Here is a 26,502-nt window from a genome sequence, read left to right as displayed (position 1 = left end):
AGACAGCAGACAGCATGATTTTTCACGCGAACCCCGGTGTCATCGACCTTGGCGTCAATATCGACCACGTCGCCACGCTGCGCAATGCGCGCGGCACGGTGTATCCCGACCCCCTCCAGGCCGCGTTGCTGGCCGAGGAGGCCGGCGCGGACCTGATCACGCTGCATCTGCGCGAAGATCGCCGCCATATCCGCGATGCCGACGTGCGAGCCTTGCGTCCGCGCCTGGCGACGCGCATGAACCTGGAATGCGCGATTACCGCCGAGATGCTCGATATCGCCTGCGAGATCCGTCCGCAGGACGTGTGCCTGGTACCGGAGAAGCGCGCGGAGGTCACCACCGAAGGCGGGCTCGATGTGGTAGGGCACCAGGCCCAGGTGGAGGCGGCCTGCCGCCAGCTCAGGGAAGCCGGAATCCGCGTGTCGCTGTTCATCGACCCGGACGCCGACCAGATCGCTGCCGCGGCTGCGTGCGGGGCGCCCGTGATCGAACTGCATACGGGCGCCTATGCCGAGGCCGATACGCCCGCGGCACAGGCGGCCGAGCTGCAGCGCGTGGCGGCCGGCGTCAGCGCCGGCCAGCAGCATGGACTGGTGGTCAATGCCGGCCACGGGCTGCACTACACCAATGTGCAGGCGGTGGCGGCGCTGCCCGGCATTCAGGAGCTCAATATCGGCCATGCCATCGTCGCGCATGCGGTGTTCGTCGGCTGGCAGAACGCGGTGCGCGAGATGAAGGCGATCATGGTCGCCGCGCGCCTTGGCACGCGCTATCCCGTACCGGGACAGCCCGCGTGATCTACGGCATCGGCACCGACATCATCCAGATCGCGCGCGTACAGGGCGTGATGGAACGCACGCGCGGGCGCTTTGCCGAAAAGGTGCTCGGTCCACGCGAACTCAAGATTTATCATGCCCGCAAGGCGCGCTCGGAAAAGCGCGGCCTGGCGTTCCTGTCGACACGCTTCGCGGCCAAGGAGGCCTTCTCCAAGGCAATCGGGCTCGGCATGCGCTGGCCCATGACGTGGCGCGCGATGGAACTGCTGAATTTGCCGTCCGGCGAACCCACGCCGGTCTGCTCGGGCGAGCTGGCGGCATGGGTGGCGGAACGCAACCTGACCATCCGGGTCAGTGTGAGCGACGAGCACGAATATGCCGTGGCATTCGCCATCGCCGAGCGTGGCGCCTCGTCAATGGAATCGACCAATACATGATGAACAAGAAGACTTCCGGCAAGCGGCCGGGCCCCGTCGTGCTCGATGTCGTCGGCAAGCAGCTCGACGCCGAGGATATCCGCCGCATTGCGCATCCCCTCACGGGCGGCGTAATCCTGTTTGCGCGCAACTTCGAGTCGCGCGGGCAACTGCTGGCGCTGACGCGCGCCATTCGGGAGGTGCGGCAGGACGTGCTGATCTGCATCGACCACGAGGGCGGGCGCGTGCAGCGCTGCAAGACCGACGGTTTTACCCACCTGCCGGCGATGGCAAGACTCGGCGCGTTGTGGGACCAGGATGTGCTGGCGGCTACCAAGGCTACGGTGGCGTGCGGCTATGTGCTCGCGGCCGAACTGCGCGCATGCGATATCGACCTCAGCTTTACGCCGGTGCTGGATCTCGACTATGGCCGCAGTGCCGTGATCGGCGATCGCGCCTTCCATGCGGATCCGCGCGTGGTGACGATGCTCGCCAACCACCTGACCCATGGCCTGCTGCTGGCGGGCATGAGCAATTGCGGCAAGCATTTTCCGGGGCATGGTTTCGTGGCGGCGGACTCGCACGTGGCGGTGCCGGTCGACGAGCGCCCGCTCGACGAGATTCTCGAGCACGACGCGCGGCCGTACGACTGGATGGGCCCGACGCTGGCGTCGGTGATGCCGGCCCATGTCATCTATCCGAAGGTGGATGCGAACCCGGCCGGGTTCTCGCGTTTCTGGCTGCAGGACATCCTGCGCTCGCAGCTCGGCTTTGAAGGCGTGATCTTCAGCGATGACCTCAGCATGGAAGGCGCCAGCGTGGCCGGCACGGTGACACAGGCCGCGCGTGCCGCGCTCGATGCGGGCTGCGACATGGTGCTGATCTGCAATCATCCCGAGCGCGCCGACCAGTTGCTGAAGGAACTCGATGTGGTCATTGGCAAGGCCTCGCAGCGGCGCATCCGCAAGCTGTTCGGCCGCAAGAAGCCGCTCGACTGGAATCGCCTGCAGCAGGAGCCGGAATACCGCTCGGCGCTGGCGCTGCTGAAGAGCCACGACCTGATCGCGTGACGACGTGAGCGGGCGTCGTCACGTCGGGCGACGGCAATAAAAAAAGGCAGCCGAGGCTGCCTTTTTTTATTGCACCGGGCCGACTTAGTTGGCGCGGCTGCGGTATTCGCCGGTACGCGTATCGATTTCGATCTTGTCGCCGATATTGCAGAACAGCGGCACTTGCAGTTCGAAGCCGGTGTTGATCTTGGCGCCCTTGAGCACCTTGCCCGACGAAGTGTCACCCTTGACGGCCGGCTCGGTGTACACGATCTCGCGCACCACGGTCGTCGGCAGTTCCACCGAGATGGCCTTGTCGTTGTAGAACACCACTTCCACGGCCATGCCGTCCTCGAGGTAGTGCAGGGCGTCGCCCATGCTCTCACCTTCGACTTCGTACTGGTTGTAGTCGGCGTCCATGAACACATACATCGGATCCGCAAAGTACGAGTACGTGCATTCGCGGCGCTCGAGCACCACCACTTCGAACTTGTCGTCAGCCTTGAACACCGACTCGCCCGGGGCGTCGGTAAGCAGGTTCTTGTACTTCATCTTGACGACGGCGGCGTTACGGCCCGACTTGTTGTACTCGGCCTTTTGCACGACCATCGGGTCCGAACCGATCATGAACACGTTGCCGACGCGGAGTTCCTGTGCGATTTTCATCTGAACTGTTTTCCTGAAAAAGTCTGTCCCGGGTGCTGCGTCCCGGAATCGGGTATGGCGCGGGATGATGGCGCAGTCATGACCGCACGGAAGATCGCAGCGATGGCCAGCGCGGTGATGGCCCCGAATGCGCCGCCGGCAGGGGTGGCGTTCATTGGCTTGCCATCAAAATCAACCCATCATTCTACCTGATTTTCGCTGAATGCCACCAGATTGGCGGCCAGGTCGCCCAGGTGCTGGAGCTGCCTCTGCCAACGGTCGATACCGGTCGCGAGGGCCGGGATTTGTGCGCGGAAGTCCGCCCAGGCGCGGGGAATGTCACGCTCGGTGCCATAGCCGTTCCAGGCGCGGCAGAACGCCGTCATCGCGGCCATCGTATCGGCCGGCATGCCGGTGCGCGCCAGTCGGGCGAGCCACGCGTCGAGCTTGGCATGATGGGCGTCGTCGTCCTGCGGATAGATGTGCCAGACCAGCGGCCGCGCCGCCCAGTGGGCGCGTACCAGCGAATCCTCGCCCCGCACGAAGTTGACGTCGCACGCCCACAGCAGCTCGTCAAACAGTTCCTGCCGCACGAACGGCACGATATGCAGCGAGAGGTTGCCGCGCTGGGCCTGCGTGCCAGGCTCCGCGCTCGTGCCGAGCCATTGCGCGGCCTGCTGCGCGGCCAGGCCCTGCGGCATCAGGCATTGCACGGGTTCGGCACCATCGCGCCAGTGCGCGAGCAGGGCGGGCAGGGCGGAATTGGCATAGGCGAACAGGCTGACCCGCAGCGCATGCGCAAGCGGCCGCACGCCGAGCCGGTGCCAGAGCGCGGCTTGCGCGGCCGGACTCGACAGGAACGCCTTGCGCTGTGCGCCGAGCATCGATTCGCGCAGCAGCCCGCCGGTATCGTGCGCAAAGCCTGGAAAGAAGAAATGCTTGACCAGCGGCAGGCGCGGATGGGGCGACATCATCCGGTGATGGTCGCTGACCCATGCCTCGGCGCTGAGATACTCCAGGTTGATCCATACCGGCTTGCGCGGCGCGGCGGCCATCCGTTGCAGTAGCGCGGTGGGCAGGTCGCAGGCGAACGCCTCGATCACCACGTCATGCGGCACGAAATCGTCCTCCGGGGTGAACGGGGCGTCGGCGCCGGGCTGCCACGGACGGATTTCGACGCCCGCCACGCGTTGCGCCGGCGCGTCTGGCGCCAGTTCCGGCGCCAGACGCGCAAAGCTGTGGAAGTCATCGACCCAGAGGCGGACGGCATGGCCATGTTCCTGCGCCAGCTGGCGCGCGAGCCGCCAGCAGACGCCGATGTCGCCGAAGTTGTCGACGACCGTGCAGAAGATGTCCCAGGAGCGGATAGTCATGCGAGAGGTGCGGAAAGAATGCTCTAAACTTGCGATTCTAGATTGTAGCCAGCCCCCCCACCTTTCCCGACTGATGCCCGAGCAGGATCCCGCCACGCCCGTCGACCCCCTTGCCCCCGTGCCGGCGCCATCGCCGGCTGTGTCGGCATCGCCTGTATCGCCTGTATCGCCTGTATCGCCCGCGGAGGACGGTCAGCCCGAGGCGCCGCCCGCATTCGATGCGCGTCCGGTCATCGCGCGCCTGCCCGGATTGCCGGGCGTCTATCGCTATTTCGATGCCGATGGCAATGTGCTCTACGTCGGCAAGGCGCGCGATCTGAAGAAGCGGGTTTCGAGCTATTTCAACAAGACGCAGTTATCGCCGCGCATCGCGATGATGGTCGGCAAGATCGCGCGCATCGAGACGACCGTGGTGCGCACCGAGGCCGAGGCGCTGCTGCTCGAGAACAACCTGATCAAGGCGCTTGCGCCGCGGTACAACATCCTGTTCCGCGACGACAAGTCGTATCCGTTTCTCAAGCTGACCGGGCATCGCTTTCCGCGCATGGCGTATTACCGTGGCGCGACCGATCGCAAGCACCAGTACTTCGGCCCGTTCCCGAGCGCGTATGCGGTGCGCGAAAGCATGCAGATCCTGCAGAAGGTGTTCCAGTTACGCACGTGCGAGGACACGGTCTTCAACAACCGCACGCGCCCGTGTCTGCTGCACCAGATTCACCGTTGCACGGCGCCATGCGTGGGAGCCATCAACGAAGAGGATTACGCGCGCGACGTGGGCAACGCTGCGCGCTTCCTGCAAGGGCGGGAGAACGAGGTGCTGGCCGGCCTGCAGGACAAGATGGAGGCGCATTCGGGCCGGCTTGAATTCGAGCAGGCAGCGGCGGTGCGCGACCAGATTGCGGCACTGTCCACGGTGCTCAAGCGCCAGGCCGTGGAGGAAGTAGGGCAGGCGCGCGATATCGACATCCTCGCGGTGGCGGTGGAGGGCGGACGCGCCTGCGTCAACCTCGCGATGGTGCGGGGCGGCCGGCATCTGGGCGACAAGGCGTATTTCCCCGCGCACGTCGAGGAAGCGGCGATGATCGTGGAAGACGGCGAGGAGGGGGAAGGCGGTGGCGAGGGGGAAGCGGCCGCGCCGCAGACCGCAGCCACGGTCGACCAGATTGCCGCGCGCGTGCTGTCGGCCTTCATGATTCAGCATTATCTCGACCAGAGCGCGCCGCCGATCATCGTGGTCAGCCATCTGCCCGCGGATGGCGCCGTGGTGGAAGCGCTGTCGATGCAGGCGGGGCGCAGGATCGCGCTCGTGCGGCAGCCGCAGGGCCAGCGCCGCGCGTGGCTGGAAATGGCGCAACAGGGCGCCGCGCTGGCGTTGTCGCGGCGGCTGGCCGAGCAGGGCAGTCAGCAGGCGCGCACGCGCGCGCTGGCGGAGACCATCGGCCTCGACCTCGAGGACCTCGCCATGCTGCGCATCGAGTGCTTCGATATCAGCCATACCGCTGGCGAGGCGACGCAGGCCTCGTGTGTGGTATTCCACCATCACGAGATGCAGAACGGCGAATACCGGCGCTACAACATCGCCGATATCACGCCTGGCGACGACTACGCGGCGATGCGGCAGGTGTTGACGCGGCGGTACCAGAAGCTGGTGGAGCAGATGCAGGAAGCGGGCGGAGAGCCCACGGCGGGAAGTGCCGGCAAGCGTGGCGACGAAAGTGGCAACGAGGGCGGTAACGAGGGCGCCGGTGGGGCCGCGGGCGGAGGCGAGGGCGTGCCGCGCATGCCCCGCATCGTGCTGATCGATGGCGGCAAGGGGCAGGTGGAGGTCGCGCGCCAGGTGTTCGAGGAGCTCGGACTCGATATCGGCATGCTGGTAGGCGTGGCCAAGGGCGAAGGGCGCAAGGTCGGGCTCGAGACGCTGGTGTTTGCCGATGGCCGTCCGTCGCTGGAGCTGGGGCAGGGCAGCGCGGCGCTGATGCTGGTGGCGCAGATCCGCGACGAGGCACACCGCTTTGCCATCACGGGCATGCGCGCGCGGCGCGCCAAGGCACGTACCACCTCGCGTCTCGAAGAGATCGAGGGCGTGGGCGCGCGGCGGCGCCAGAAGCTGCTGACCCGCTTTGGCGGGTTGCGCGGCGTGATGGCCGCAAGCGTCGATGAACTGGCCAGCGTGGAGGGGATTTCACGGACCCTGGCCGAGGAAATCTACCGCCAGTTGCACTGACCGCTGCGGCGAGATGGGGCGCCGCGTGGTCACGGCGCGCTCACTGGTGCTGCACCGGCGCATTCACCGGCGCATTCACGGGCCGATCACCGGCCGATCACCGGCCGGGCCGAAATTGGCATGGTTGACCGGAAATCGGCGACAATCGCGGCATTCCACATTGACCGAACCGGCTGAGACACCGTCGCCCTCTGCTCCATGCCATTGAACATTCCCATCCTGCTGACCTGGCTTCGCGTCGCCATGATTCCTCTCGTGGTGGGGGTCTACTACCTGCCGGAGGCCTGGATGCCGATGCAGATGAAGAACGTGACGGCGGCCACGTTCTTCATCGTGGCGGCGGTCACGGACTGGCTCGATGGTTTTCTGGCCCGTCGCTGGAACCAGACCTCGGCGTTCGGCGCCTTTCTCGATCCGGTGGCCGACAAGCTGATGGTGACGGCGGCGCTGTTATCGCTGCTGGCGCTGGGGCGGGTGGCGGACCTGATTGCGCTGGTCATCATCGGCCGCGAGATCACGATCTCCGCGCTGCGCGAATGGATGGCCCAGATTGGCGCCTCCAAGAGCGTGGCCGTGAATTTCCTGGGCAAGCTCAAGACCACGGTGCAGATGATCGCGATTCCGCTGCTGCTGTTTCACGATTCGCTATTCGGCTTCGACGCATCGTTGCTGGGCGGCTGGATGATCTACCTCGCCGCGGTGCTTACGTTGTGGTCGATGTTCTATTACATGAAGCTCGCGTGGCCGCAGATTCGCGAGAGAAGCAGCATGACCGGCAGTGCACGCGCGCAGAAGTGAATATCGCGCAAAAAGTTGTTGACGAGCCGGTTCGATCTTTGCAATAATCTCGTTCTCGCTGCTGACGACGCAAGCGAATATCGCAAGATAAACAGCATTTAGCGTCAAAAGCCGACAAGAAGATGCGTGATTAAAAGATATTGCGCGATTGTCTGCTTTTCAGTAGTATGCAGGACCCTGCGGGAGTAGCTCAGTTGGTAGAGCGCAACCTTGCCAAGGTTGAGGTCGCGAGTTCGAGACTCGTCTCCCGCTCCAGGTTATCGAGGCACAATGGCTTCCGGTCGCAAAAGTGCTGACCAGAAGCGGTTGCGCAGCAGTAAAAAGTTGTACGCGGGAGTAGCTCAGTTGGTAGAGCGCAACCTTGCCAAGGTTGAGGTCGCGAGTTCGAGACTCGTCTCCCGCTCCAGTCCCAAAGGGAAGCACCGCTTCCCTTTTTGTTTGGTGTTGTTTGACGTTGTTTGGCGTTGGTTTAGCGCTGTTCAGGCGTTGGTTTGTGGCTGGTCTGTCGCTGGGTTGTCTCGGGGCGGTACACCGATTGGGCTACAATCCAGCATCGCAGAATCGATGGCTCTTACAAGAGCTCTCGCGGAAATAGTCCTGACAGCACCAAGCGTACCAAAAACGTACCAAAAACGTACCAAGGGCACCAAGCAAAACAAGTCACCTGGCGGGGTGGCAGAGTGGTTATGCAGCGGCCTGCAAAGCCGTGTACGCCGGTTCGATTCCGACCTCCGCCTCCAGTTTCACGCTTCAGTAAAACGGCGTCGCACTCGCGACGCCGTTTTTATTTTGTGCGCCGCGTCGTTCGTTGCGCTGTTTGTCACATTCTTCGCGGTGTCACGCACCGATTCCCGGTGCCGCGGCGCGCAGGTACTCGGTAAATGCCAGCAGTCCCTGCGTGGGAAACTTGTCCTGGTGCACCACCAACTGCAACGGCCGTATCACCCGCGGCAGTCCCTCGCGTAGTGCCACCAGCTGACCGCGCGCGATCTCATCGCGTACCACATGCAGCGACAGGCAACTGACGCCAAAGCCGCTCATCACGGCGCGCTTGATGGCTTCCGCATTGCCCAGTTCCAAGGCAAAACGCAGCATGCCGAGTTGCGGCACCAGGCGCGATTCGATGATCTCGCGCGTGCCCGAGCCCGGCTCGCGCACGATCCAGTCTGCCTCGCGCAGCATGTCGTGCAAGGTTTCGGGCCGCTGCGCGGCCAGCGTGAGCGGGTGGGTGGGGCTCACCACCACCACCATTTCGTCGTCGCACCAGTGGACACCACGCAGATCGCGCTCATGGCTCGTGCCTTCGATCAGGCCGATATCGGCCTCGAACTGCAGCAGTGCCTGCAACACGTCGCGCGTATTGCCGATGCGCATATCGAGCGTGCATGGCACCGGTTGCGCATTGCGAAAGCCGGCGAGCAAAGCCGGCAGGATATAGCTGCCAATCGTATTGCTGGCGGCAATGCGCAACTGGATGCCACTCTGCGCGGCAAACCGTTCGAGTTCGTGGGCCTGGTCGAGCAGCGAGAGGGCGCGCGGAAAGAACTGCCGTCCGGATTCGTTGATGCTGAGGCGTCGGGCCACACGGTCGAACAGCGGGCCATTGAGTGCACGTTCGAGCTCGGCCAGCGAAGCGCTGACCGCGGATTGCGACATGGCAAGCGCCTCTGCCGCGGCGGTGGTGCTGCCGTGCTGGGCCACGGCGACAAATACCGAAAGCTGGCGCAGGGTCAGGCGAAGAGGGCGCTGTTCCATGTTGCGGGGGCTGTAAATCGAAAAATCAGTTAAGGCATACCGATATTACCCGTTTTACTGATTGAGCGGCGATCACTACGCTTGGCCAATACCAAACACAACACTCACGGCCATGTCCTCGAATCCGATTGCTTCCCCGGTGGTTACCGCGCATGCCGCGCCGACGGGCCTCGCACTCTGGCGCATGCGCCTGCTGACCCTCCTGCCGCTGGGGGGGATTGCGTGGCTGGCAATGGCGCTGGCCGATCATCCGGTCATCTCGCAATACGGACTTAGCGCGCTGACCCTGGCCATGTGCGCCGGCATGGTAGCGGCCAACACGCTGCCGAAGCATTGGCTGGCGCCGCTGGCGCCCGGCATGCAGGTGGCCCGGCATCATCTGCTGCGGCTCGGCGTGGCGCTGTATGGACTGCGCCTGACGTTCGGGGCGATCGCAGCCCTTGGCATGGCGGGGGTGGTGGTGCCGCTGACGATGCTGGTGGCGACGCTGCTGTTCGGCACGTGGATCGGTTCGACCTTTTTTGGGCTGAGCCGGCGCGAGGCAATCCTGGTCAGCGCGGGCAGCGCGGTGTGCGGCGCGGCGGCGGCTATCGCGGTGTCTTCCGTCGTGCGCACGGACGATCGCCAGACTGCGGTGGCGGTGGCCACGGTCGTGCTGTTCGGCACGGTCGGCATGCTGCTCTATCCGTGGCTGTACGAGTTGGCCACCCAGCACTGGCACCTGGCGATTTCCGAACGGACTTTCGGGATCTTCACGGGTGCCACGCTGCATGAGGTGGCGCAGGTGATCGCGGCCGGCAAGATGGTCAGCGATACCACCGCCGATGCTGCGGTGGTCGCCAAGATGGTACGTGTGCTGGCCCTGGGCCCGCTGCTGCTGATCATGGCGCTGTGGCCGCGCGGCGGGATCACCGGTGATGCGCATCATGCCGGCAAGGGCGGCGCGCAGCGCGACTGGCGTGCCATGCTGCGCGCGGTGCCGTGGTTTGCGCTCGGCTTTGTGGCGGTGATGGCGATCAATTCGGCGGCGCTGGTGCCGCAAGCGTGGAAGCCGGGCCTGATCGCGCTCGATAACTGGATGCTGGCCTGCGCCATGCTCGCGATCGGTCTGCATACCCGGATTGGCGACCTGCTGCGTGCCGGCCGCAGGCCATTGGGTCTGGCCGCTGTGCTGTTCGTCTTCCTGATGGTGGGCGGCGCGCTGCTGTGCGCGGTGGTGATCTGAGGTGGGGAGTGAGGGAGTGGCTAAGGCCGCCTGATGCCGGCCGATGCCGGCCGATGCAGGTTCATGCCGATGCAGGCTGAGGTCGGCGACCGATGTTCGCCGATGCCGGCAGGCGGGCGCCGTGTCATGGGCTGTTCATGCCGCGGGAGGGCAAGGCACGGCGCCTGGTGCGGCCGACGGGACTCGAACCCGTAAGCCTGGAAAGGCGGCAGATTTTAAGTCTGCTGAGTCTACCAATTTCTCCACGGCCGCATGGCAAGCCCGGTATTGTGGTGGCTTCGCCGCGACTCCGCAAGCACGACGCACGATCGTGCAAAAGTGATCTGGCTGTTACGGGCGGTAACAATGTCGCGCCTGCCGTTGCACCTGGAAATGCTGGCGCCGCTAAAATAGTCATCATCAAAGCTCACTTTACGAGGCACGATCATGAAACGCTGGTTCCTTGCAGCATTCGGTGTGGCCGCCGCGCTGGCGTCTGGCGCTGCAATGGCCCGTGTGAACGTCGATCTGGCGATTGGCGTTCCTGGCGTCGTGGTTGGCGGCCCCGCCTACTATCCGCCCGCACCGGTCTACTATTCGCCGCCGCCACCCGTCGTGGTGGCGCCGCCCGCGCCGGTGTACTACGGCCCGCCACCGGTGGTGGTGCGTCCGGCCCCGGTGTACTACGGTCCCGGCTATTACGGCGGTCCGCGCTATTACTACGGCCCCGGCTGGCGCGGTCGCCATCATCACCATCACTGATATCGCTGACGGCGCGTCAGTCGAGCGCCGGCAACATCGAGAGAGCCCCTTCGCGGGGCTCTTTTTTTTGGGTGCGCCTGGTCCCTCGCCAAGGCGTGTCGGCATCGACTGACAAGGCGTGGTGGCAGGGCCCGCGTGTGGGTTCCCATCTCGTTTCGTTGCTCAATTTCTTTGATTTGATCGATCAATCACTTCGCACGAAGGGGTCAGGGTTTCCACCTACACTGGCTTCGTGACATCGCTGCTGCACTGCAACGATGCCGTGTCACCAACGAACAGTCGTAGAGGATTCCCAAATGAACATCCAGCAACGCATCTTCGCCGCCGCCGCTGTCGTCGCCATGTGCGCCGCGTCCGCATCCGTCATGGCCGCTTCCGGTCCCGATCGCAGCGTTTATACCGGCGGGGCCCGCAGCGGTGTCGACGCCTATACCGACGGCGCACGCATCTCGAACCGCGACGGCTATGTGCCGGACGGCAAGCACAATGCCGACCCGTTTATCGACAATGCGCGCGTGCTCGACCAGCGCAGTCCGTACACCGACGGCGCCTGAGCGCGGCTCGGCTGGCATCCCGATGGCCCGCCTGCATGGCGGGCCATTTTTTTGTGCGATGTTCGTGAGGGGAGGTGGGCCGTTGACGCATTGTCCCCGGACGCGGGCGCGTCGCACGATATACTGCGGCCTCGAACTGTGACGATACATAGGAGAGAGGTATGCAGCAAAAAACGGTGATGACGGCTGACGACGTGAAGAAGGTGATGGCGGCCGCGGAAGCCGAAGCCAAGCTTCATAACTGGGCTGTCACGATCGTTGTCGTCGACGACGGCGGCCATCCGCTCGCCATGCAGCGACTCGACGGCGTGGCCCCGATCTCGGCCTATATCGCGACGGAGAAGGCTCGCACCGCCTCGCTCGGACGCCGCGAGTCGAAGATCTATGAAGACATGATCAACAACGGCCGCTACTCGTTCATGACGGCGCCGACGCTGCAAGGCATGCTCGAAGGCGGCGTGCCCATCGTCGTCAACGGCCAGGTGGTGGGCGCAGTCGGCGTGTCGGGCGTGAAGTCGACCGAAGACGCGCAGATCGCGCGCGCCGGCATCGCCGCGCTCGGCGTTTGATGCCGGGTTGATGGGCATGGATGCGTGCGCGGCAGGCATCGACGCATGAAAAACCCCGCGGGCGCAATGCCCGCGGGGTGCGAATAAAAAGCGGCGGCGGCCACGCGCCGTGCAACGGGGCAGAACCGCTTCAGCCTCAACACCTCTTTGGGAGGTGGTTCCCCACAAGTCGGTCAGACTGCCTGGTTCGCCTGAACCACGCGTGTCATTTGGTCAGGATCAGCTTGCCGTAGCGCGTGATGCGCAGCGTGTAGACATCTCCGTTATGCAGGATCGGCAGTGTGGTCGCGCCCTGCATCAGTGTTTCCAGCGGTACCGCCGGCGCGGTCTGCGCGGCCGGTGCGTCGGCGCGCATCAGCGCTTCCAGGCGGGCGGGCAGGGCGGCCACGGCGGAGCGCACCGAGGCCATCGCCGATGCCGGCTCGCGGCGATCCTGCCTGGTTTGCTGCGAGGCGGGCGCGGCGACCTCCACGCGGCGTAGCGACAGGCGACGGCGGGAGACTTCGCGCGGTTGCTGCAGCGGCAGGCTCAAGGTGCTCATGGACTTCTCCGGACGTAAGGCCGATGCTGGCGGCGACGCGATCGATGCGGATGATCGACGGCGGCGCTGCCCGGCATCGATGCCAGGTTGGTGGGCCGCGCCCGAAAGCGCGATGAAGGGATCTTAAATGAGAACCGTTATCATTACAAGATACGACACAACCATTTACACGCTTGTTCGATTGAAACCATGAATTCATGAAAAAAGGGCATCCGGTCGGATGCCCTTCGTCGTCGCCAAGCGCGTACCGGCCATGCCGGTCTGCAGGTCAGTGCTTGGGCTCGGTGATAAAGCCGATCTTGCCAAGGCCGCCGTGCTGCGCCGCCGCCATGACCTCGGCCACGCGCTCGTAGCGCACGTCGCGGTCCGCACGCAGGTGCAGCTCCGGCTGCGGCTGCAGTTGCGCGGCCTGGGCGATATTGGCCTCCAGCGCGGCGTCGTCGACTTCCTGCTGATTCCAGAACACCTTGCCTTGCGCGTCGATCGAGACGTTGATGTTTTGCGGCTTGGTGTCGTTGGGCTGGTTGGTTGCGCGCGGCAGGTCGATCTTTACCGCGTGGTTGATCACGGGGATCGTGATAATGAAGATGATCAGCAGCACCAGCATGACGTCGACCAGCGGCGTCATGTTGATCTCGCTCATTACCTCGTCATCGTCCCCTTCGAGCGTGCCGAATGCCATGATGAATTCCTGGTTGCGGAGCCGCCGGCTCAGTTCTTGACGGCGAGGCGCACGGAGCCGTCGTCGGCGGCCCCGTTACGCACGTTCGGGCGGATGCGCGCGCCCGAGACGAAGTAGGCGTGCAGGTCGTGCGCAAAGCGGTTGAGCTTGGAGATGACCGACTTGTTGCCGCGCGTCAGCGCGTTGTAGCCGAGCACCGCGGGAATCGCCACGGCGAGGCCGAAAGCCGTCATGATCAGCGCCTCGCCCACGGGGCCGGCCACCTTGTCGATGGTTGGCACACCCGACGCGCCAATCCCGATCAGGGCGTGATAGATGCCCCAAACCGTGCCGAACAGGCCGACGAACGGTGCCGTCGAACCCACCGATGCCAGCACGGCCAGGCCCGATTGCATGCGTGCGACCGATTCGTCGATCGAGCTCTTGAGCGAGCGGGTCAGCCAGTCGGAGATGCCCATCGCGTCGTGCAATTGCGGCTGGCTGGCGCGGTGGTGTTGCGTCGCTTCCTTGCCGGTCACGGCCAGCATGCGGAACGGGTTGCTGTCGTTGGAGCCCAGCGTATCGAGCGCATGGTCGAATTCGTCCGAGTGCCAGAAGCGCTTTTCGGCGCCGTGCGCCATCTTCTTCAGGCGGACCAGATCCCACGCCTTGGTGAGAATCACGATCCACGACAAGAGCGACATGATCAGCAGAATGATGGCAGTCGCGCGCATGACGAAATCGCCTTGCGACCAGAGGTGGGAGAGTCCGAGGTCCTGCATGGTGGTTCCTGATGAGTCGGTGTATGGAAAGATCCGGAGATCCGTTGGATTAGTTCAAGACAAAGTTGATCGGTTGCACGGCCGTGACCGAGATCGGCCGCCCGTTATCGGTGTACGGCTGGCAGCGCATGCGGCGCACCGCTTCGAGCGCGGCGTCGTCCAGGCGCGACGAGCCACTCGACGACGAGATGCTTGACTTGGCGATACGGCCGCCCTCGTCGATCGTCACCCGGACCATCGTGGTGCCGGTCTCGTTGAGTCGAATCGACTGGCGCGGATAGGTCGGGCTCGGCTGTGAACATTGGATTTCGCCGATGCCGACGGCGCGCGGCGCGGCGTTGACCGGTGGTGCCGGTGCGGGCGCAGGCGCGGGAGCAGGCGGTGCGGGCGGCGCGGGCGGCGCCTCGATCGCAGTCGGCGAGGGCGGCAAGGAGGCCACCGGCTCGGGCGTCGGCTGCGGCTTGGGCGGTGCCGGCCGCGGCGTGACCACCTTGACCGGCTTGGGCGGCGTAGGCGTTTCGGGCTTGGCCTTGGGCGGCTCGGGCGGCTTGGGTGCGGGAGGCGGTTCCACCGGGATGATGCGGGCGATGATCTCGGGCGCAATGACGGCTTCCGTCATCTTGCGTGCGAGTCCGCTCTGGATCAGGTACAGCAGGCCGGCATGGAACAGCAGGACCGCAACGGTGATCTTGAAAAAGCGTTGATCGAACATGAGAGGGACAACGAGGTGGACAGAGCGAGTCCGCCGCAATCACTTGCGATAGAACAGGATCAGCGAGATGCCACAACCTACCAGAAGGCTAAGCAGGAGTTCCATGATAAACGCATCCTAGAAACGGTTATCCCGACGGGAGGCGCCACTCTGGGGGCAGCGTTATCAGTGCCGGAGTATAAACGATAATGATTCTTATTTGTTGCGCATTGTGCAACGCCACGGTGGTCGTGCGAAGCCTGATACCTGCCCGGCGCTGACGGTGGTGGTGGCCAGGACCGCATCCACGGGTTGTCGCCGATGCCCCGTCGGCCGCAAAGCGCGCTAGGATTAACAGAAACGGCGAGAGAACCAGCGGCAGGCAGGACGTGGCGGGCGTCGTCTGGCCGGCCGCCTTGTGCGAAGGGATCTGTCATGGACTTCACACGTTTTGCTGAAGACGACCGCTCCACGCTGCTCCGTGCCGCGACTGGCCTCACCTCGAGTTCTGCCCTCGACTGGATGTGTGCCCAGTTCGCACTGCGTGTGGTGTGCGCGCTCGGTCCGCGCTTCAACCTGCGGAGCAACATCAACGACGTGCTTACCGTCAGCGCGCAGGAGATGGTGTGGCCCTATGGCGTGGTGCTGCGCGTGCAGCGCTTCCTCTCGGCCCGTTGCGCCGACATGCCGGCCTGGAAGGGCGCCGCGCGCCTGACCCCGGAAGAGTTTCTCGAGCGCCATGGCCAGTGGAACAGCGCGTTCGACGAAAGCGCGCTGTTCTATTACCTCGACGAGTACGTCAAGCACCATGCCAAGGACATGTTCGCCGTGTTTGACGCATCCGCGGCGGCGATTGCCTCGCGCCTGCAGGGCGAGCGCGTGCTGCTGGTCCGCAACATCGACATGCTGAGCCATGTGCTCAACCTGCCCGACCACGAACGCAAGCTGCTACTTTATGCCGCACTCGCCAAGTACAAGCGCGACCTGCGCGCGGTGATGGTCGACTGCAAGGTGGCGCATAGTCAGGAGGCGTTCCAGATCCTGGCCGGGCTGACCGGCGCAAGCGCGGCCGATGTGGCACTGTCGTTGCGGCCAGGCTCGCGGCTGGAAACGCTGAACCTGATCGAGCAGCCGCTGCCCGAGAACAGCGTCACCGACCTGGGCGACCTCATGCGGCTGTCGGACCGTCTGCTGCACGTGCTGCTCGGCAACTATGCCAACGAGGCAGAGATGATGGCGGTGTTCACGCGACCCGCCGCGCCGCCGACGCTCGGCACTGGCGACTATCCCCATGTGGAAACCGATGCGCGCTATCTGACCGCGCTGCTGGGCAATGCCACGCGCCAGCATGCGTCCGGCGTGAATGTGCTGATCTACGGTCCGCCGGGCACCGGCAAGACCGAATTCGCGCGGCTGCTCGCGCGCGAGGCGGGCTGCGAGCTGTACGAAGTGGATTGCTTCGACCGCGACGGCAACAGCCTGTCCGGCAAGGACCGCTATCGTTCGCTGCAGGTGTCGCAAGCCTTTCTGCGCGGACGGCCGCGCACGGCGCTGCTGTTCGACGAAGTGGAAGACGTGTTTCCCGGCAGCGCACGCGAGCTGATGAGCCTGTTCGGGCAGGAGGACACGCGCGCTTCGGTCAATGGCAAGGCCTGGGTCAACCAGACGCTGGAGCAGAATCCGGTGCCGGTGATCTGGATCTCGAATTCGATCCGGCAGATCGATCCCGCATATCTGCGGCGCTTCCAGTTCCACCTCGAACTGAAGATCCCGCCGCCGCTCGTGCGCGAGAACATCATTCGCAAGCACCTCGGCGGTCTCGATGTCAGCGATGCGTTTATCGCCGGGCTGGCCGCGCGCAAGACGCTGACGCCGGCGCAGGTGCAATCGGCGGCGCGCTTCGTGGAACTGGCGCGGCCCGATGTGGAGGAGCCGGTCGAAGCGCTGATCCTGCGGCAGCTCGAGCACGCCGACCGCGCGATGGGGCTGCGGCCCGAGGCCGAGGCGCGGCCAGTGGTCACGCATTATCGGCTCGACAATCTTCATCTTGAGACGCGCTATGCTGTCGACAAGATCATCCAGGCTCTTGGCGCGCGCCGGCGCGGCACGCTGTGCTTCTACGGACCGCCCGGCACCGGCAAGACCGCGCTCGCCGAGCATGTTGCGGCGGCGCTCGACCTGCCGTTGATGATTCGCCGCGCGTCCGACCTGATGAGCAAATACGTGGGCGAAACCGAGCAGCAGATCGCGGCGATGTTCGCGCGCGCCGAGGAAGATGGCGCGGTGCTGCTGCTCGACGAGGCGGACAGCTTCATGCAGAGCCGGCAGCAGGCGGTGCGCAACTACGAGGTGTCCGAGGTCAACGAGATGCTGCAGGGCATGGAGCGCTTCAACGGCATCTTCATCTGTACCACCAACCTGTTCGATCGCATCGACGAGGCGGCGCTGCGCCGGTTCTCCTTCAAGATCCGCTTTCTGCCGCTCAAGCCGGCGCAGCGCGAGGCGATGTTCGTCGACGAGGCGCTGGAAGGCGACGCGACTCGGCTCACCGATGCCATCCGGCACGCGTTGCAGACCATGGATTGCCTGACGCCGGGCGACTTTGCCACGGTCAAGCGGCAATGCGTGGTATTGGGCGAGGCGCTGACGGCGGACGAGTTCCTCGCGCAGTTGCGCCAGGAGCATGCGGTCAAGCCTGAGGTGCGGCAGCACCGGCCGCTCGGCTTCATGCAGTGATACGGACGAACCCGGTGGCAGGCGGTTCGGTCGCTAGTGGGCGCCGATCGGTGCCGGCTCGATGACCACGGTCTCCGCCGCGGCATCGACGGCAAGCAGCGCCGCCGCCATGGCGCGCAAGTGGGCCGCATCGCGCGTGGACACGTAGCGGTCTTGCGGCACCGCGTCAGCGGCCGCTTCCAGCGAGAATTCCCGGAGCTTGCGCGCGAGCTGGCGCGCAATCGCCTGGCCGGTGTCGATGATGGCAAGGCGGTCGCCGACCATCGCACGAATGGTGTCGGTGAGGAACGGGTAGTGGGTGCAGCCCAGCACCAGCGTATCGGCGCCTGCATCGAGCATGGGCGCCAGCAGGGCCTGAAGCCGCGCATGCACCGCCGGTCCGTCGACGTCGCCTTGCTCGATCAACGGCACCAGGCCGAGTCCGGCTTCGCACACAAAGCGGCTGTCATTGCGCAAGGACGTCAACAGGCGGTTGAACTTGTCGCTCTTGAGCGTATTGGCGGTGGCCAGCACGCCGACCACCTTGCTGTGGCTGGCCGCCGCGGCCGGTTTGAGACCGGGTTCCACGCCGATCACGGGCAGCGTGGCAAAGCGCTCGCGCACGGCCTGCACCGCATGCATGGTGGCCGTATTGCACGCAATCACCAATGCCTTGCAGCCTTGGTCCACCAGCCATTGGCAGACCTGCAGCGTACGCGCTTCGACGAACGCTTCGGGTTTTTCGCCGTAGGGGGCGTAGCGCGAATCGGCGAAGTACAGCAACGACTCGCGCGGCAGCAGCGCGCGGATCTCCCGGAGTACGGAAAGGCCGCCGAGGCCGGAATCGAAAACGCCGATGGGGAAGGGGTTCAACGGGGGATGGGCGGAGGGACAAGGTCCCTCTCCCGTGCGGGGAGAGGGGGACGCTGCCGATAACACCGGGTCAGCGAAGAGGTGTTACCGGCGCTCAGGATCGGCGCTCAGGTTCGGCGCTCAGGTTCGGCGAGATCAGGCCGTGGCGACCGGAATCTTGCCGATCTTGGCCTGCCATTCGGCCGGGCCGGTCTTGTGGACCGAGGTGCCCGAGCTGTCCACGGCCACCGTCACCGGCATGTCCTTGACGTCGAACTCGTAAATGGCTTCCATGCCGAGGTCTTCGAAGGCCAGCACCTTGGCGCCGCGGATGGCCTTGGAGACCAGGTACGCCGCGCCGCCCACGGCCATCAGGTAGGCCGACTTGTGCTTCTGGATGGCCTCGATCGCCACCGGGCCGCGCTCTGCCTTGCCGATCATCGCGATCAGGCCGGTCTGCGCCAGCATGGTCTCGGTGAACTTGTCCATGCGCGTCGCGGTGGTCGGGCCGGCGGGGCCAACCACTTCGTCACGCACCGGATCGACCGGCCCGACGTAGTAGATCACGCGGTTGGTGAAGTCGATCGGCAGCTTCTCGCCCTTGGCCAGCATGTCGGCGATGCGCTTGTGCGCGGCGTCGCGGCCGGTCAGCATCTTGCCGTTCAGCAGCAGGGTCTGGCCCGGCTTCCACGAGGCGACTTCTTCCGGCGTGAGCGTGTTGAGGTCGACGCGCTTCGAGGTTTCGGTATTGGGCGCCCACTCGACCTTCGGCCAGGCCGACAGGTCCGGCGCTTCCAGCCTGGCCGGGCCGCTGCCGTCGAGCGTGAAGTGCACGTGACGGGTGGCCGCGCAGTTGGGGATCATCGCCACGGGCTTGGAGGCCGCGTGGGTCGGATAGCCCATGATCTTGACGTCGAGCACGGTTGCCAGGCCGCCCAGGCCCTGGGCGCCGATGCCAAGCGCGTTGACCTTTTCATAGAGCTCGACGCGCATTTCCTCGATCCAGTCCTTGGGGCCGCGTGCGATCACGTCCTGGATGTCGATCGGGTCCATCAGCGCTTCCTTGGCCATGACCATGGCCTTTTCGGCGGTGCCGCCAATGCCGATGCCCAGCATGCCGGGCGGGCACCAGCCGGCGCCCATGGTCGGCACGGTCTTGAGTACCCAGTCGACGATGGAGTCGGACGGGTTCAGCATGACGAACTTGGACTTGTTCTCGGAGCCGCCGCCCTTGGCCGCCACCTGGATGTCCACGGTGTTGCCGGGTACCACTTCGTAGTGGATCACGGCCGGGGTGTTGTCCTTGGTGTTCTTGCGGCCGCCTTCGGGCGGGCTCACGATCGACGCGCGCAGCACGTTGTCCGGGTGCGTATAGCCGCGGCGCACGCCTTCGTTGATCATTTCCGTCAGGCCCATGGTGGCGCCATCCCAGCGCACGTCCATCCCCACCTTGACGAAGATCGTGACAATACCGGTGTCCTGGCACAGCGGACGCTTGCCTTCGGCGCACATGCGGCTGTTGGTCAGGATCTGCGCGATCGCATCCTTGGCGGCCGGACTCTGCTCCAGCTCATAGGCACGGCCCAGGCTGGTGATGTAGTCCATCGGATGGTAATAGCTGATGTACTGCAGGGAGTCGGCGACGCTCTGGATGAGGTCTTCTTGCTTGATGACTGTCATTTTGTGGGGGAGGGGCAGCGATGAAACACAGCCCGGGATGATACACCGTGCCGGCGACGCCTGCGGGTTTGCATACAGGCGTCCACAGTCGCACGGGCGCCTGTGTCGGCTCGGGGCGACATGGCGCCCCGGCGGGGTTTCAGTGGTCCGGCCGGACGATCTCCGGGGCCGGCTTGGGATGCGTCACCATGCGATCCACCAGGGCCATGGCCAGCGCGGAGGCCAGGAAGGCCACGTGGATGATCACCTGCCACATGATGGCGTGTTCGCTGCGCTGGTCCGCATCGATAAAGGTCTTGAGCAGGTGGATCGAGGAGATGCCGATCAGCGCCATCGACAGCTTGACCTTGAGCACGCCGGCGTTGACGTGATCGAGCCATTCGGGTTCGTCGGGGTGATTGTCGATGCCAAGGCGCGAGACAAAGGTCTCGTAGCCGCCGACGATGACCATGATCAGCAGGTTGGAGATCATCACCACATCGATCAGGCCAAGTACCACCAGCATGATCTTGGTTTCATCGTAGGTGGTGACGTGCGACAGCAGGTGCCAGACCTCCACCAGGAAGTGATAGACGTAGACGCCTTGCGCGACGATCAGGCCGAGGTAGAGCGGCAACTGCAGCCAGCGCGAGGCAAAGATGATGCTGGGGATGGGGCGCAGGCGCGCGGGACCGGAAGGGTTCGGGAAGTGCGAGCTGGAACGCGATGGATCGTGGGCCATGGGATGATGGGTTGGATGGCAGACATTCAAAAGCGCCGCCGATTGTACCGTCATGCCCAACGCATGGAACCGTTTTGGTGTGACAAAACGCTAACGGGTCTCCGTGAGCGAGCGTCGCGCCAGCGACCCCGGCCAGCTGGCCAGCGCGATGCCCGCGAGCACGCAGGCCAGTGCGACACCGTGTGCCCACCCGGGGCGCTCGCCGAGAAACGCGATGCCATACGCGGCGGCCGCCACCGGCAGCACCGAGGTGAACACGCCCGCCAGTTGTGCCGGCACATGGCGGATGCCTTTCATCCACAGCCAGAACGAGAAGATGCTGGCCGACAGCGCGTACCAGACCAGTTGCAGCCAGACATGCGGCGAGACGCTGCCGGCATCGAAGGTCAATAGTGGTGCAATGCCGAGCGGCAGCATAAGCAGGCCGCCGATCAGGTGCGTATAGGCGCAGATCTCGATGGCTGCGAGCGTCTGCGAGAGCCGGCGCGAGAGGATGACGTAGATCGATTCGCAGACCACGGCACCAAGGATCATCAGGTTGCCGGCGAAGGCATGGTCGCCGCTGCCGCCGGTGCCCTCCCCACCGCGCGCGACATTGAGCACCGCGATGCCGGCTACCGCCAGCAGCACGGACGCGACGGTGCGGCGGGACAGATGCTCCCGCAGCAGCAGCCAGGACAGGATGGCGACGGTGGCGGGAATGGTGCTGGTGATCACGCCGGCCGCCATCGCACTGGTCAGGCGAACCCCGCCGAGCATGAGCAGCGTGAAGCCGAACGTGCCGAAGAACGCCATCAGGAACAGGTTGCGCCATTCCGCGCGCGCGACCCGGCGCATGCGCGCGGGGCGGTACCACGGCGCCAGGCAGGCCACGGCGATAGCAAAGCGCAGCAGTGCGAACAGCAGGACCGGCACCTCGGCGATGATCGATTTGCCGAGCCCGACATTGCTGCCGACCAGGGCCATGGCGGCGATCAGGAGGAGGGCGTGGAAGGACACGGGCGGGAAGTATGGCAGGCGCTGGAAGGGTGCCGGAACCGTGCTGGAAGGACGCCGGAAGGCCCCCGGGAGGACGCCGGAAGACGCGGGCGGGCCATGACGGGTGGCTCGCGGCATTATAGCTGTGCTAGCCTAATGGAGCCGACTGCACATGCGCGCCCGGCCCGCTTCTGTTGCGATGCAGCATGTCAAGGGCTGTCCTCGCGCCATCCCTGCGCCCGCGCCATCCCCGCGCTACCCGCCGGTGACGCTGTGATTGGGGGCGGCCGACCCCGGGGCTGCCATGCGGGAGAACCGTCAGGTTTGAGTAAGGCGCCGGGCGTACCTTGCAGCCAAAAGGATTCCATCCATACAGGAGACACCTCATGTCCGCTATCGAGTCGGTGATGCAGGAGCATCGCGTTTTCAATCCTCCCGAATCGCTTGCCAAGACGGCGTCGATTCCGAGCATGGAGGCCTACCAGGCGCTGTGCGACGAAGCCGCGCGCGACTATGAGGGATTCTGGGCGCGCCACGCGCGTGAACTGCTGCACTGGCACAAGCCGTTCAACAAGGTGCTGAACGAAAGCAATGCGCCGTTCTACAAGTGGTTCGAGGACGGCCAGATCAATGCCTCGTACAACTGCCTCGAGCGCAATATCGAGAAGGGCAATGGCGACAAGACCGCCATCGTGTTCGAAGCCGACGACGGCGCGGTCAGCCGCGTCAGCTACAAGGAACTGCTCGCGCGCGTGTCGCGCTTTGCCAATGGCCTGAAGGCGCTCGGCATCCGCAAGGGCGATCGCGTCGTCATCTATATGCCGATGTCCGTCGAGGGCGTGGTGGCCATGCAGGCCTGCGCGCGCATCGGCGCCACGCACTCGGTGGTGTTCGGCGGCTTTTCGGCCAAGTCCCTGCAGGAACGGCTGGTGGATGTGGGCGCGGTGGCGCTGATCACGGCCGACGAACAGATGCGCGGCGGCAAGGCGCTGCCGCTGAAGGCAATCGCCGACGAGGCGCTGGCGCTGGGCGGCTGCGAGGCGGTCAAGCATGTCGTGGTGTATCGCCGCACCGGTGGCAAGGTGGGCTGGACCGAAGGCCGCGACCGCTGGATGGAAGATGTCTCCGCCGGCCAGCCGGACATGTGCGAGGCCGAGCCGGTCGATGCCGAGCATCCGCTGTTCGTGCTCTACACCTCGGGTTCCACCGGCAAGCCCAAAGGCGTGCAGCACAGCACCGGCGGCTACTTGCTGTGGGCGCTGATGACGATGCGCTGGACGTTCGACATCAAGCCCGATGACCTGTTCTGGTGTACCGCCGATATCGGCTGGGTCACCGGCCATACCTATATCGCTTACGGCCCGCTGGCGGCCGGCGCCACGCAGGTGGTGTTCGAGGGCGTGCCGACGTTCCCGAACGCGGGCCGCTTCTGGGACATGATCCAGCGTCACAAGGTGTCGATCTTCTACACCGCGCCGACCGCCATCCGTTCGCTGATCAAGGCCGCCGAGGCCGACGAGAAAATCCACCCCAGGCAGTACGACCTGTCGAGCCTGCGCATTCTCGGCACGGTGGGCGAGCCGATCAATCCCGAGGCATGGATGTGGTACTACAAGAACATCGGCGGCGAGCGCTGCCCGATCGTCGATACGTTCTGGCAGACCGAAACCGGTGGGCACATGATCACGCCGCTGCCGGGCGCCACGCCGCTGGTGCCGGGCTCGTGCACGCTGCCGCTGCCGGGCATCATGGCGGCGATCGTCGATGAAACGGGACAGGACGTGCCCAACGGCAGTGGCGGCATCCTGGTCGTCAAGCGTCCGTGGCCGGCGATGATCCGCACCATCTGGGGCGATCCGGAGCGCTTCAAGAAGAGCTACTTCCCGGAAGAACTGGGGGGCAAGCTGTATCTGGCCGGCGATGGTTCGATCCGCGACAAGGACACCGGCTACTTCACCATCATGGGCCGCATCGACGATGTGCTGAACGTGTCGGGTCACCGCATGGGCACCATGGAGATCGAATCGGCGCTGGTGGCCAACCCGCTGGTGGCAGAGGCGGCCGTGGTGGGGCGTCCGGACGATATGACGGGCGAGGCCATCTGCGCGTTTGTGGTGCTCAAGCGCGCGCGTCCGTCGGGCGAGGAAGCCGCGAAGATCGCCGCCGATCTGCGTAACTGGGTCGGCAAGGAAATCGGTCCGATCGCCAAGCCCAAGGACATCCGCTTTGGCGACAACCTGCCGAAGACGCGCTCGGGCAAGATCATGCGCCGCTTGCTGCGTTCGCTGGCCAAGGGTGAGGAAATCACGCAGGACACCTCCACGCTGGAGAATCCCGCCATTCTCGACCAGCTGAAGCAGGCGCAATAACCGGCAGGCGCTGCCACCGGCAGGCAGGCGCTGTAGCCGAAAGGCAGACGCAATAACCGGCAGTTCCGCCTTCGGCCTCCGACCCCTCCCGCGCGCGGGAGGGGTGCCCACCGCAGGCGCTCGATATGACCCAGGTCCATGCCTGACGCCCAGTCGCGTTTCCGTCGCCGGCTGATTCTTTACTACAGCCTCTTTACGCTCGGGCTGCTCGGCTTCGTCGGGATGATGGGCCTGCTCGAGCATTCCAATGCGGATGCGCTGTGGCTCGGCTATGTCTTTCTGTTTGTCACCATCGCGATCTATGCGTGCATCGGCCTGATCTGCCGTACCTCGGATCTCAATGAGTATTACGTGGCCGGCCGACGCGTGCCGGCCATGTTCAATGGCATGGCCATCGCCGCGGACTGGATGAGCGCGGCATCATTTATCGGGCTGGCCGGCATCCTGTTCGCCTCCGGTTACGAGGGGCTGGCCTATGTCATGGGCTGGACGGGCGGCTACTGCCTGGTCGCCTTTCTGCTGGCGCCATACCTGCGCAAATACGGCGGCTACACGATTCCGGACTTTCTCGCGGCACGCTATGGCAATGGTAAGCCCGGCGGCAATTTGCCGGTGCGCGCGATCGCGGTGCTGGCGGCATCGCTGTGTTCGTTTGTCTATCTGGTGGCGCAGATCCAGGGGGTGGGGCTCATCGTCACGCGCTTTATCGGCGTGGAATTTGCGGTGGGCGTGTTCTTCGGGCTCGCCGGCATTCTGGTGTGTTCGTTCCTGGGCGGCATGCGCGCGGTCACGTGGACGCAGGTAGCGCAGTACATCATGCTGATCGTGGCGTTTCTGCTGACGGTATCGCTGATTGCATGGAAGCATCATGGCGAGGCGTTGCCGCAGGTGAGCTACGGTAAGTTGCTGAGCCAGCTCGACCAGCAGGAGCGGCAGCTGGAACACGCGCCGGCGGAGGTCGAGGTTCGCGCGATTTTCCAAGAGCAGGCGCGGGTTCTGCAGGATCGTATTGCGCGGCTGCCGCGGTCGTTCGACGAGGAACGCAGTGCGCTCGACGCGCGCCTGCTGGAGCTGCGCGCGCGCAATGCGCCGTTACGCGAAATCAAGACGGTGGAACGCGAGCGGCAGGCGTTTCCCGTGGATGCCGCCGATGCGCTCCAGCAATGGACCATGATGCGCGAGGAGGCGCTGCGCCGCAGCCAGGTGTCGACACCCTCGACGGAACCGTATCCGGCGGCGAGCGAGGAAGAGCGCCGCACCAAGCGGCTCAATTTCGTGCTCCTGGTGTTCTGCCTGATGCTCGGGACCGCGAGCCTGCCGCATATCCTGACGCGGCTCTATACGACGCCGTCGGTGCAGGAGAGCCGCAATTCGGTGGCGTGGGCGGTGTTCTGCATCGCGCTGCTGTATGTGTCGGCGCCGACGCTGGCGGCGCTGGTCAAGTACGAGTTCTTTCATCACCTGGTGGGCATATCGTATGGCGACCTGCCGCAATGGGTGGTGCAGTGGCGCAAGGTGGATCCGCCGGTGTTCGGCATACGCGATGTGAACGGCGATGGCATCGTGCAATGGGCGGAGATCCTGATCCAGCCGGACATGATCGTGCTGGCGGCACCGGAAATTGCCGGGCTGCCGTACGTGATTTCGGGGTTGATCGCGGCCGGGGCGCTGGCGGCGGCGCTGTCGACTGCGGATGGGCTGCTGCTGACCATCGCCAATGCGTTGTCGCACGACGTCTACTACCACATGGTGGACCGTCAGGCGAGCCACCAGCGACGGGTGACGACGGCCAAGATCGTGCTGCTGGCGGTAGCGTTGTTTGCGTCGTACGTCACGTCGCTGCGGCCCGGCAATATCCTGTTCCTGGTGGGTGCGGCGTTCTCGCTGGCGGCCTCGAGCTTCTTTCCGGTGCTGGTGCTGGCGATTTTCTGGCGCCGCACGACGGCAGCGGGCGCAGTGGCCGGCATGGCCACCGGGCTAGGGGTGGCGGTGTACTACATCTTCGTCAACTACCCGTTCTTCACGCGCATCACGGGGATCTTCGGCAACCGCTGGTTCGGCGTGGATCCCATCGCCTCCGGCGCCTTTGGCGTCCCCGCCGGGTTTGCGGCCGCCATCCTGGTCAGCCTGATCACGCCACGCAACGCCCCGGTCATCGACCGGCTGGTGAGCTATCTGCGACGCGGGTAGGGTGTGACGCTGGACAGGTATGACGGCTCTGCTATAATCGCGGACTTCCCGGAGAGATGGATGAGTGGTTTAAGTCGCACGCCTGGAAAGCGTGTATAGGTTAACAGCCTATCGGGGGTTCGAATCCCCCTCTCTCCGCCACGAACACGCATGGAATCACCTGAAGCCGCCCCTGGTTGGGCGGCTTTTTTATTTTC

General features: G+C 64.9%; 24 protein-coding genes and 5 tRNA genes. 16 read left to right on the top strand and 13 right to left on the bottom strand.

The genetic code is table 11. The annotated features are described in order from the left end of the window. Positions 1-14: 14 nt before the first annotated feature. Genes pdxJ through nagZ form a run of 3 tightly spaced genes read left to right on the top strand, consistent with a single transcriptional unit; the run spans position 15 to position 2,262 of the window. Positions 15-797, top strand: coding sequence for a pyridoxine 5'-phosphate synthase (gene pdxJ / locus DFLDMN_RS06955; protein ID WP_423197736.1), 783 nt, complete (start codon positions 15-17; stop codon positions 795-797). Continuing rightward, positions 794-1,213, top strand: a complete 420-nt coding sequence (acpS, locus tag DFLDMN_RS06950; protein WP_423197735.1) for a holo-ACP synthase — start codon at positions 794-796, stop codon at positions 1,211-1,213. The genes pdxJ and acpS overlap by 4 nt, the downstream gene beginning before the upstream one ends. Continuing rightward, on the top strand, positions 1,213-2,262 hold the full coding sequence (gene nagZ / locus DFLDMN_RS06945) for a beta-N-acetylhexosaminidase (protein ID WP_423198343.1): 1,050 nt from the start codon (positions 1,213-1,215) through the stop codon (positions 2,260-2,262). The genes acpS and nagZ overlap by 1 nt, the downstream gene beginning before the upstream one ends. A gap of 84 nt (positions 2,263-2,346) precedes the next feature. Here the strand turns inward: nagZ and efp are convergent, their stop codons facing one another. From efp to earP, 3 genes are read right to left on the bottom strand one after another with little or no spacing between them, the layout of a single operon-like run. After that, the gene (efp, locus tag DFLDMN_RS06940; protein WP_423197734.1) at positions 2,347-2,907 is read right to left on the bottom strand and encodes an elongation factor P; all 561 of its coding nucleotides are present in this window, start codon (positions 2,905-2,907) and stop codon (positions 2,347-2,349) included. Beyond that, positions 2,904-3,062 (bottom strand): hypothetical protein, encoded by a 159-nt coding sequence (locus DFLDMN_RS06935; protein WP_423197733.1) that lies wholly within the window; start codon positions 3,060-3,062, stop codon positions 2,904-2,906. The genes efp and DFLDMN_RS06935 overlap by 4 nt, the downstream gene beginning before the upstream one ends. 24 nt (positions 3,063-3,086) lie before the next feature. After that, on the bottom strand, positions 3,087-4,259 hold the full coding sequence (earP, locus tag DFLDMN_RS06930) for an elongation factor P maturation arginine rhamnosyltransferase EarP (protein ID WP_423197732.1): 1,173 nt from the start codon (positions 4,257-4,259) through the stop codon (positions 3,087-3,089). Between the two features lie 73 nt (positions 4,260-4,332). On the opposite strand from earP, the gene uvrC reads away from it, so the two are divergent. The 5 genes from uvrC (at position 4,333) to DFLDMN_RS06905 (ending at position 8,021) form a co-directional block, all read left to right on the top strand. Next, positions 4,333-6,483 carry an excinuclease ABC subunit UvrC gene (gene uvrC / locus DFLDMN_RS06925; RefSeq protein ID WP_423197731.1) on the top strand — a complete coding sequence of 717 codons (2,151 nt, stop codon included), beginning with the start codon at positions 4,333-4,335 and terminating at the stop codon, positions 6,481-6,483. A 198-nt stretch (positions 6,484-6,681) separates the two neighbouring features. After that, positions 6,682-7,281 carry a CDP-diacylglycerol--glycerol-3-phosphate 3-phosphatidyltransferase gene (gene pgsA / locus DFLDMN_RS06920; RefSeq protein ID WP_423197730.1) on the top strand — a complete coding sequence of 200 codons (600 nt, stop codon included), beginning with the start codon at positions 6,682-6,684 and terminating at the stop codon, positions 7,279-7,281. A 179-nt stretch (positions 7,282-7,460) separates the two neighbouring features. Continuing rightward, positions 7,461-7,536, top strand: a tRNA-Gly gene (locus DFLDMN_RS06915). Between the two features lie 75 nt (positions 7,537-7,611). Beyond that, positions 7,612-7,687 (top strand) — tRNA-Gly (locus tag DFLDMN_RS06910). A 260-nt stretch (positions 7,688-7,947) separates the two neighbouring features. Continuing rightward, positions 7,948-8,021 (top strand) — tRNA-Cys (locus DFLDMN_RS06905). A gap of 97 nt (positions 8,022-8,118) precedes the next feature. On the opposite strand, the gene DFLDMN_RS06900 is transcribed toward DFLDMN_RS06905, so the two are convergent. Beyond that, complete coding sequence (locus DFLDMN_RS06900; RefSeq protein WP_423197729.1) at positions 8,119-9,036, bottom strand: LysR family transcriptional regulator; 918 nt, start codon at positions 9,034-9,036, stop codon at positions 8,119-8,121. A 112-nt stretch (positions 9,037-9,148) separates the two neighbouring features. Here DFLDMN_RS06900 and DFLDMN_RS06895 point away from each other — a divergent pair, with 112 nt between their 5' ends. Beyond that, the gene (locus DFLDMN_RS06895; RefSeq protein ID WP_423197728.1) at positions 9,149-10,261 is read left to right on the top strand and encodes a YeiH family protein; all 1,113 of its coding nucleotides are present in this window, start codon (positions 9,149-9,151) and stop codon (positions 10,259-10,261) included. A 165-nt stretch (positions 10,262-10,426) separates the two neighbouring features. On the opposite strand, the gene DFLDMN_RS06890 is transcribed toward DFLDMN_RS06895, so the two are convergent. Continuing rightward, positions 10,427-10,513 (bottom strand) — tRNA-Leu (locus DFLDMN_RS06890). 174 nt (positions 10,514-10,687) lie between these two features. Between DFLDMN_RS06890 and DFLDMN_RS06885 the strand changes: the two genes are divergently transcribed. The 3 genes from DFLDMN_RS06885 (at position 10,688) to DFLDMN_RS06875 (ending at position 12,125) form a co-directional block, all read left to right on the top strand. Continuing rightward, positions 10,688-11,002: a hypothetical protein gene (locus DFLDMN_RS06885; RefSeq protein ID WP_423197727.1), complete on the top strand. Its 315-nt coding sequence runs from the start codon at positions 10,688-10,690 to the stop codon at positions 11,000-11,002. A 296-nt stretch (positions 11,003-11,298) separates the two neighbouring features. Continuing rightward, entirely contained in the window at positions 11,299-11,556 is a 258-nt protein-coding gene (locus DFLDMN_RS06880; RefSeq protein WP_423197726.1) for a hypothetical protein, read from the top strand. Positions 11,557-11,717: 161 nt separating this feature from the next. After that, positions 11,718-12,125 (top strand): heme-binding protein, encoded by a 408-nt coding sequence (locus DFLDMN_RS06875; protein ID WP_423197725.1) that lies wholly within the window; start codon positions 11,718-11,720, stop codon positions 12,123-12,125. A 205-nt stretch (positions 12,126-12,330) separates the two neighbouring features. On the opposite strand, the gene DFLDMN_RS06870 is transcribed toward DFLDMN_RS06875, so the two are convergent. From DFLDMN_RS06870 to DFLDMN_RS06855, 4 genes are all read right to left on the bottom strand, one after another. After that, the gene (locus DFLDMN_RS06870; RefSeq protein WP_423197724.1) at positions 12,331-12,666 is read right to left on the bottom strand and encodes a hemin uptake protein HemP; all 336 of its coding nucleotides are present in this window, start codon (positions 12,664-12,666) and stop codon (positions 12,331-12,333) included. A 268-nt stretch (positions 12,667-12,934) separates the two neighbouring features. After that, entirely contained in the window at positions 12,935-13,348 is a 414-nt protein-coding gene (locus DFLDMN_RS06865; RefSeq protein WP_423197723.1) for an ExbD/TolR family protein, read from the bottom strand. Between the two features lie 29 nt (positions 13,349-13,377). Next, positions 13,378-14,109 (bottom strand): MotA/TolQ/ExbB proton channel family protein, encoded by a 732-nt coding sequence (locus tag DFLDMN_RS06860; protein ID WP_423197722.1) that lies wholly within the window; start codon positions 14,107-14,109, stop codon positions 13,378-13,380. Positions 14,110-14,158: 49 nt separating this feature from the next. Next, positions 14,159-14,821, bottom strand: a complete 663-nt coding sequence (locus DFLDMN_RS06855; protein ID WP_423197721.1) for an energy transducer TonB — start codon at positions 14,819-14,821, stop codon at positions 14,159-14,161. Between the two features lie 414 nt (positions 14,822-15,235). Between DFLDMN_RS06855 and DFLDMN_RS06850 the strand changes: the two genes are divergently transcribed. Next, positions 15,236-17,536, top strand: a complete 2,301-nt coding sequence (locus tag DFLDMN_RS06850; protein WP_423197720.1) for an AAA family ATPase — start codon at positions 15,236-15,238, stop codon at positions 17,534-17,536. Positions 17,537-17,569: 33 nt separating this feature from the next. Here DFLDMN_RS06850 and murI read toward each other — a convergent pair whose 3' ends face one another. The 4 genes from murI to DFLDMN_RS06830 form a co-directional block, all read right to left on the bottom strand. Then, positions 17,570-18,388, bottom strand: a complete 819-nt coding sequence (gene murI, locus DFLDMN_RS06845; RefSeq protein ID WP_423197719.1) for a glutamate racemase — start codon at positions 18,386-18,388, stop codon at positions 17,570-17,572. A gap of 135 nt (positions 18,389-18,523) precedes the next feature. Next, on the bottom strand, positions 18,524-20,047 hold the full coding sequence (locus DFLDMN_RS06840; protein WP_423197718.1) for a fumarate hydratase: 1,524 nt from the start codon (positions 20,045-20,047) through the stop codon (positions 18,524-18,526). 139 nt (positions 20,048-20,186) lie between these two features. Further along, positions 20,187-20,768, bottom strand: coding sequence for a TIGR00645 family protein (locus DFLDMN_RS06835; protein ID WP_423197717.1), 582 nt, complete (start codon positions 20,766-20,768; stop codon positions 20,187-20,189). A 90-nt stretch (positions 20,769-20,858) separates the two neighbouring features. Continuing rightward, positions 20,859-21,767, bottom strand: a complete 909-nt coding sequence (locus DFLDMN_RS06830; RefSeq protein ID WP_423197716.1) for a DMT family transporter — start codon at positions 21,765-21,767, stop codon at positions 20,859-20,861. A 365-nt stretch (positions 21,768-22,132) separates the two neighbouring features. On the opposite strand from DFLDMN_RS06830, the gene acs reads away from it, so the two are divergent. From acs to DFLDMN_RS06815, 3 genes are all read left to right on the top strand, one after another. Further along, entirely contained in the window at positions 22,133-24,115 is a 1,983-nt protein-coding gene (gene acs, locus DFLDMN_RS06825; RefSeq protein WP_423197715.1) for an acetate--CoA ligase, read from the top strand. A 138-nt stretch (positions 24,116-24,253) separates the two neighbouring features. Beyond that, positions 24,254-26,305 (top strand): VC_2705 family sodium/solute symporter, encoded by a 2,052-nt coding sequence (locus DFLDMN_RS06820; protein ID WP_423197714.1) that lies wholly within the window; start codon positions 24,254-24,256, stop codon positions 26,303-26,305. A 50-nt stretch (positions 26,306-26,355) separates the two neighbouring features. Beyond that, a tRNA-Ser gene (locus DFLDMN_RS06815) sits at positions 26,356-26,446 on the top strand. Positions 26,447-26,502 lie beyond the last annotated feature (56 nt).

Origin of the sequence: Cupriavidus sp. H19C3, assembly GCF_049393815.1 — a bacterium.
In the GTDB taxonomy this organism is placed as follows: domain Bacteria; phylum Pseudomonadota; class Gammaproteobacteria; order Burkholderiales; family Burkholderiaceae; genus Cupriavidus.
The sequence above is the reverse complement of the archived record's forward strand: the minus strand, read 5'-3'. Positions and strand labels throughout refer to the sequence as shown.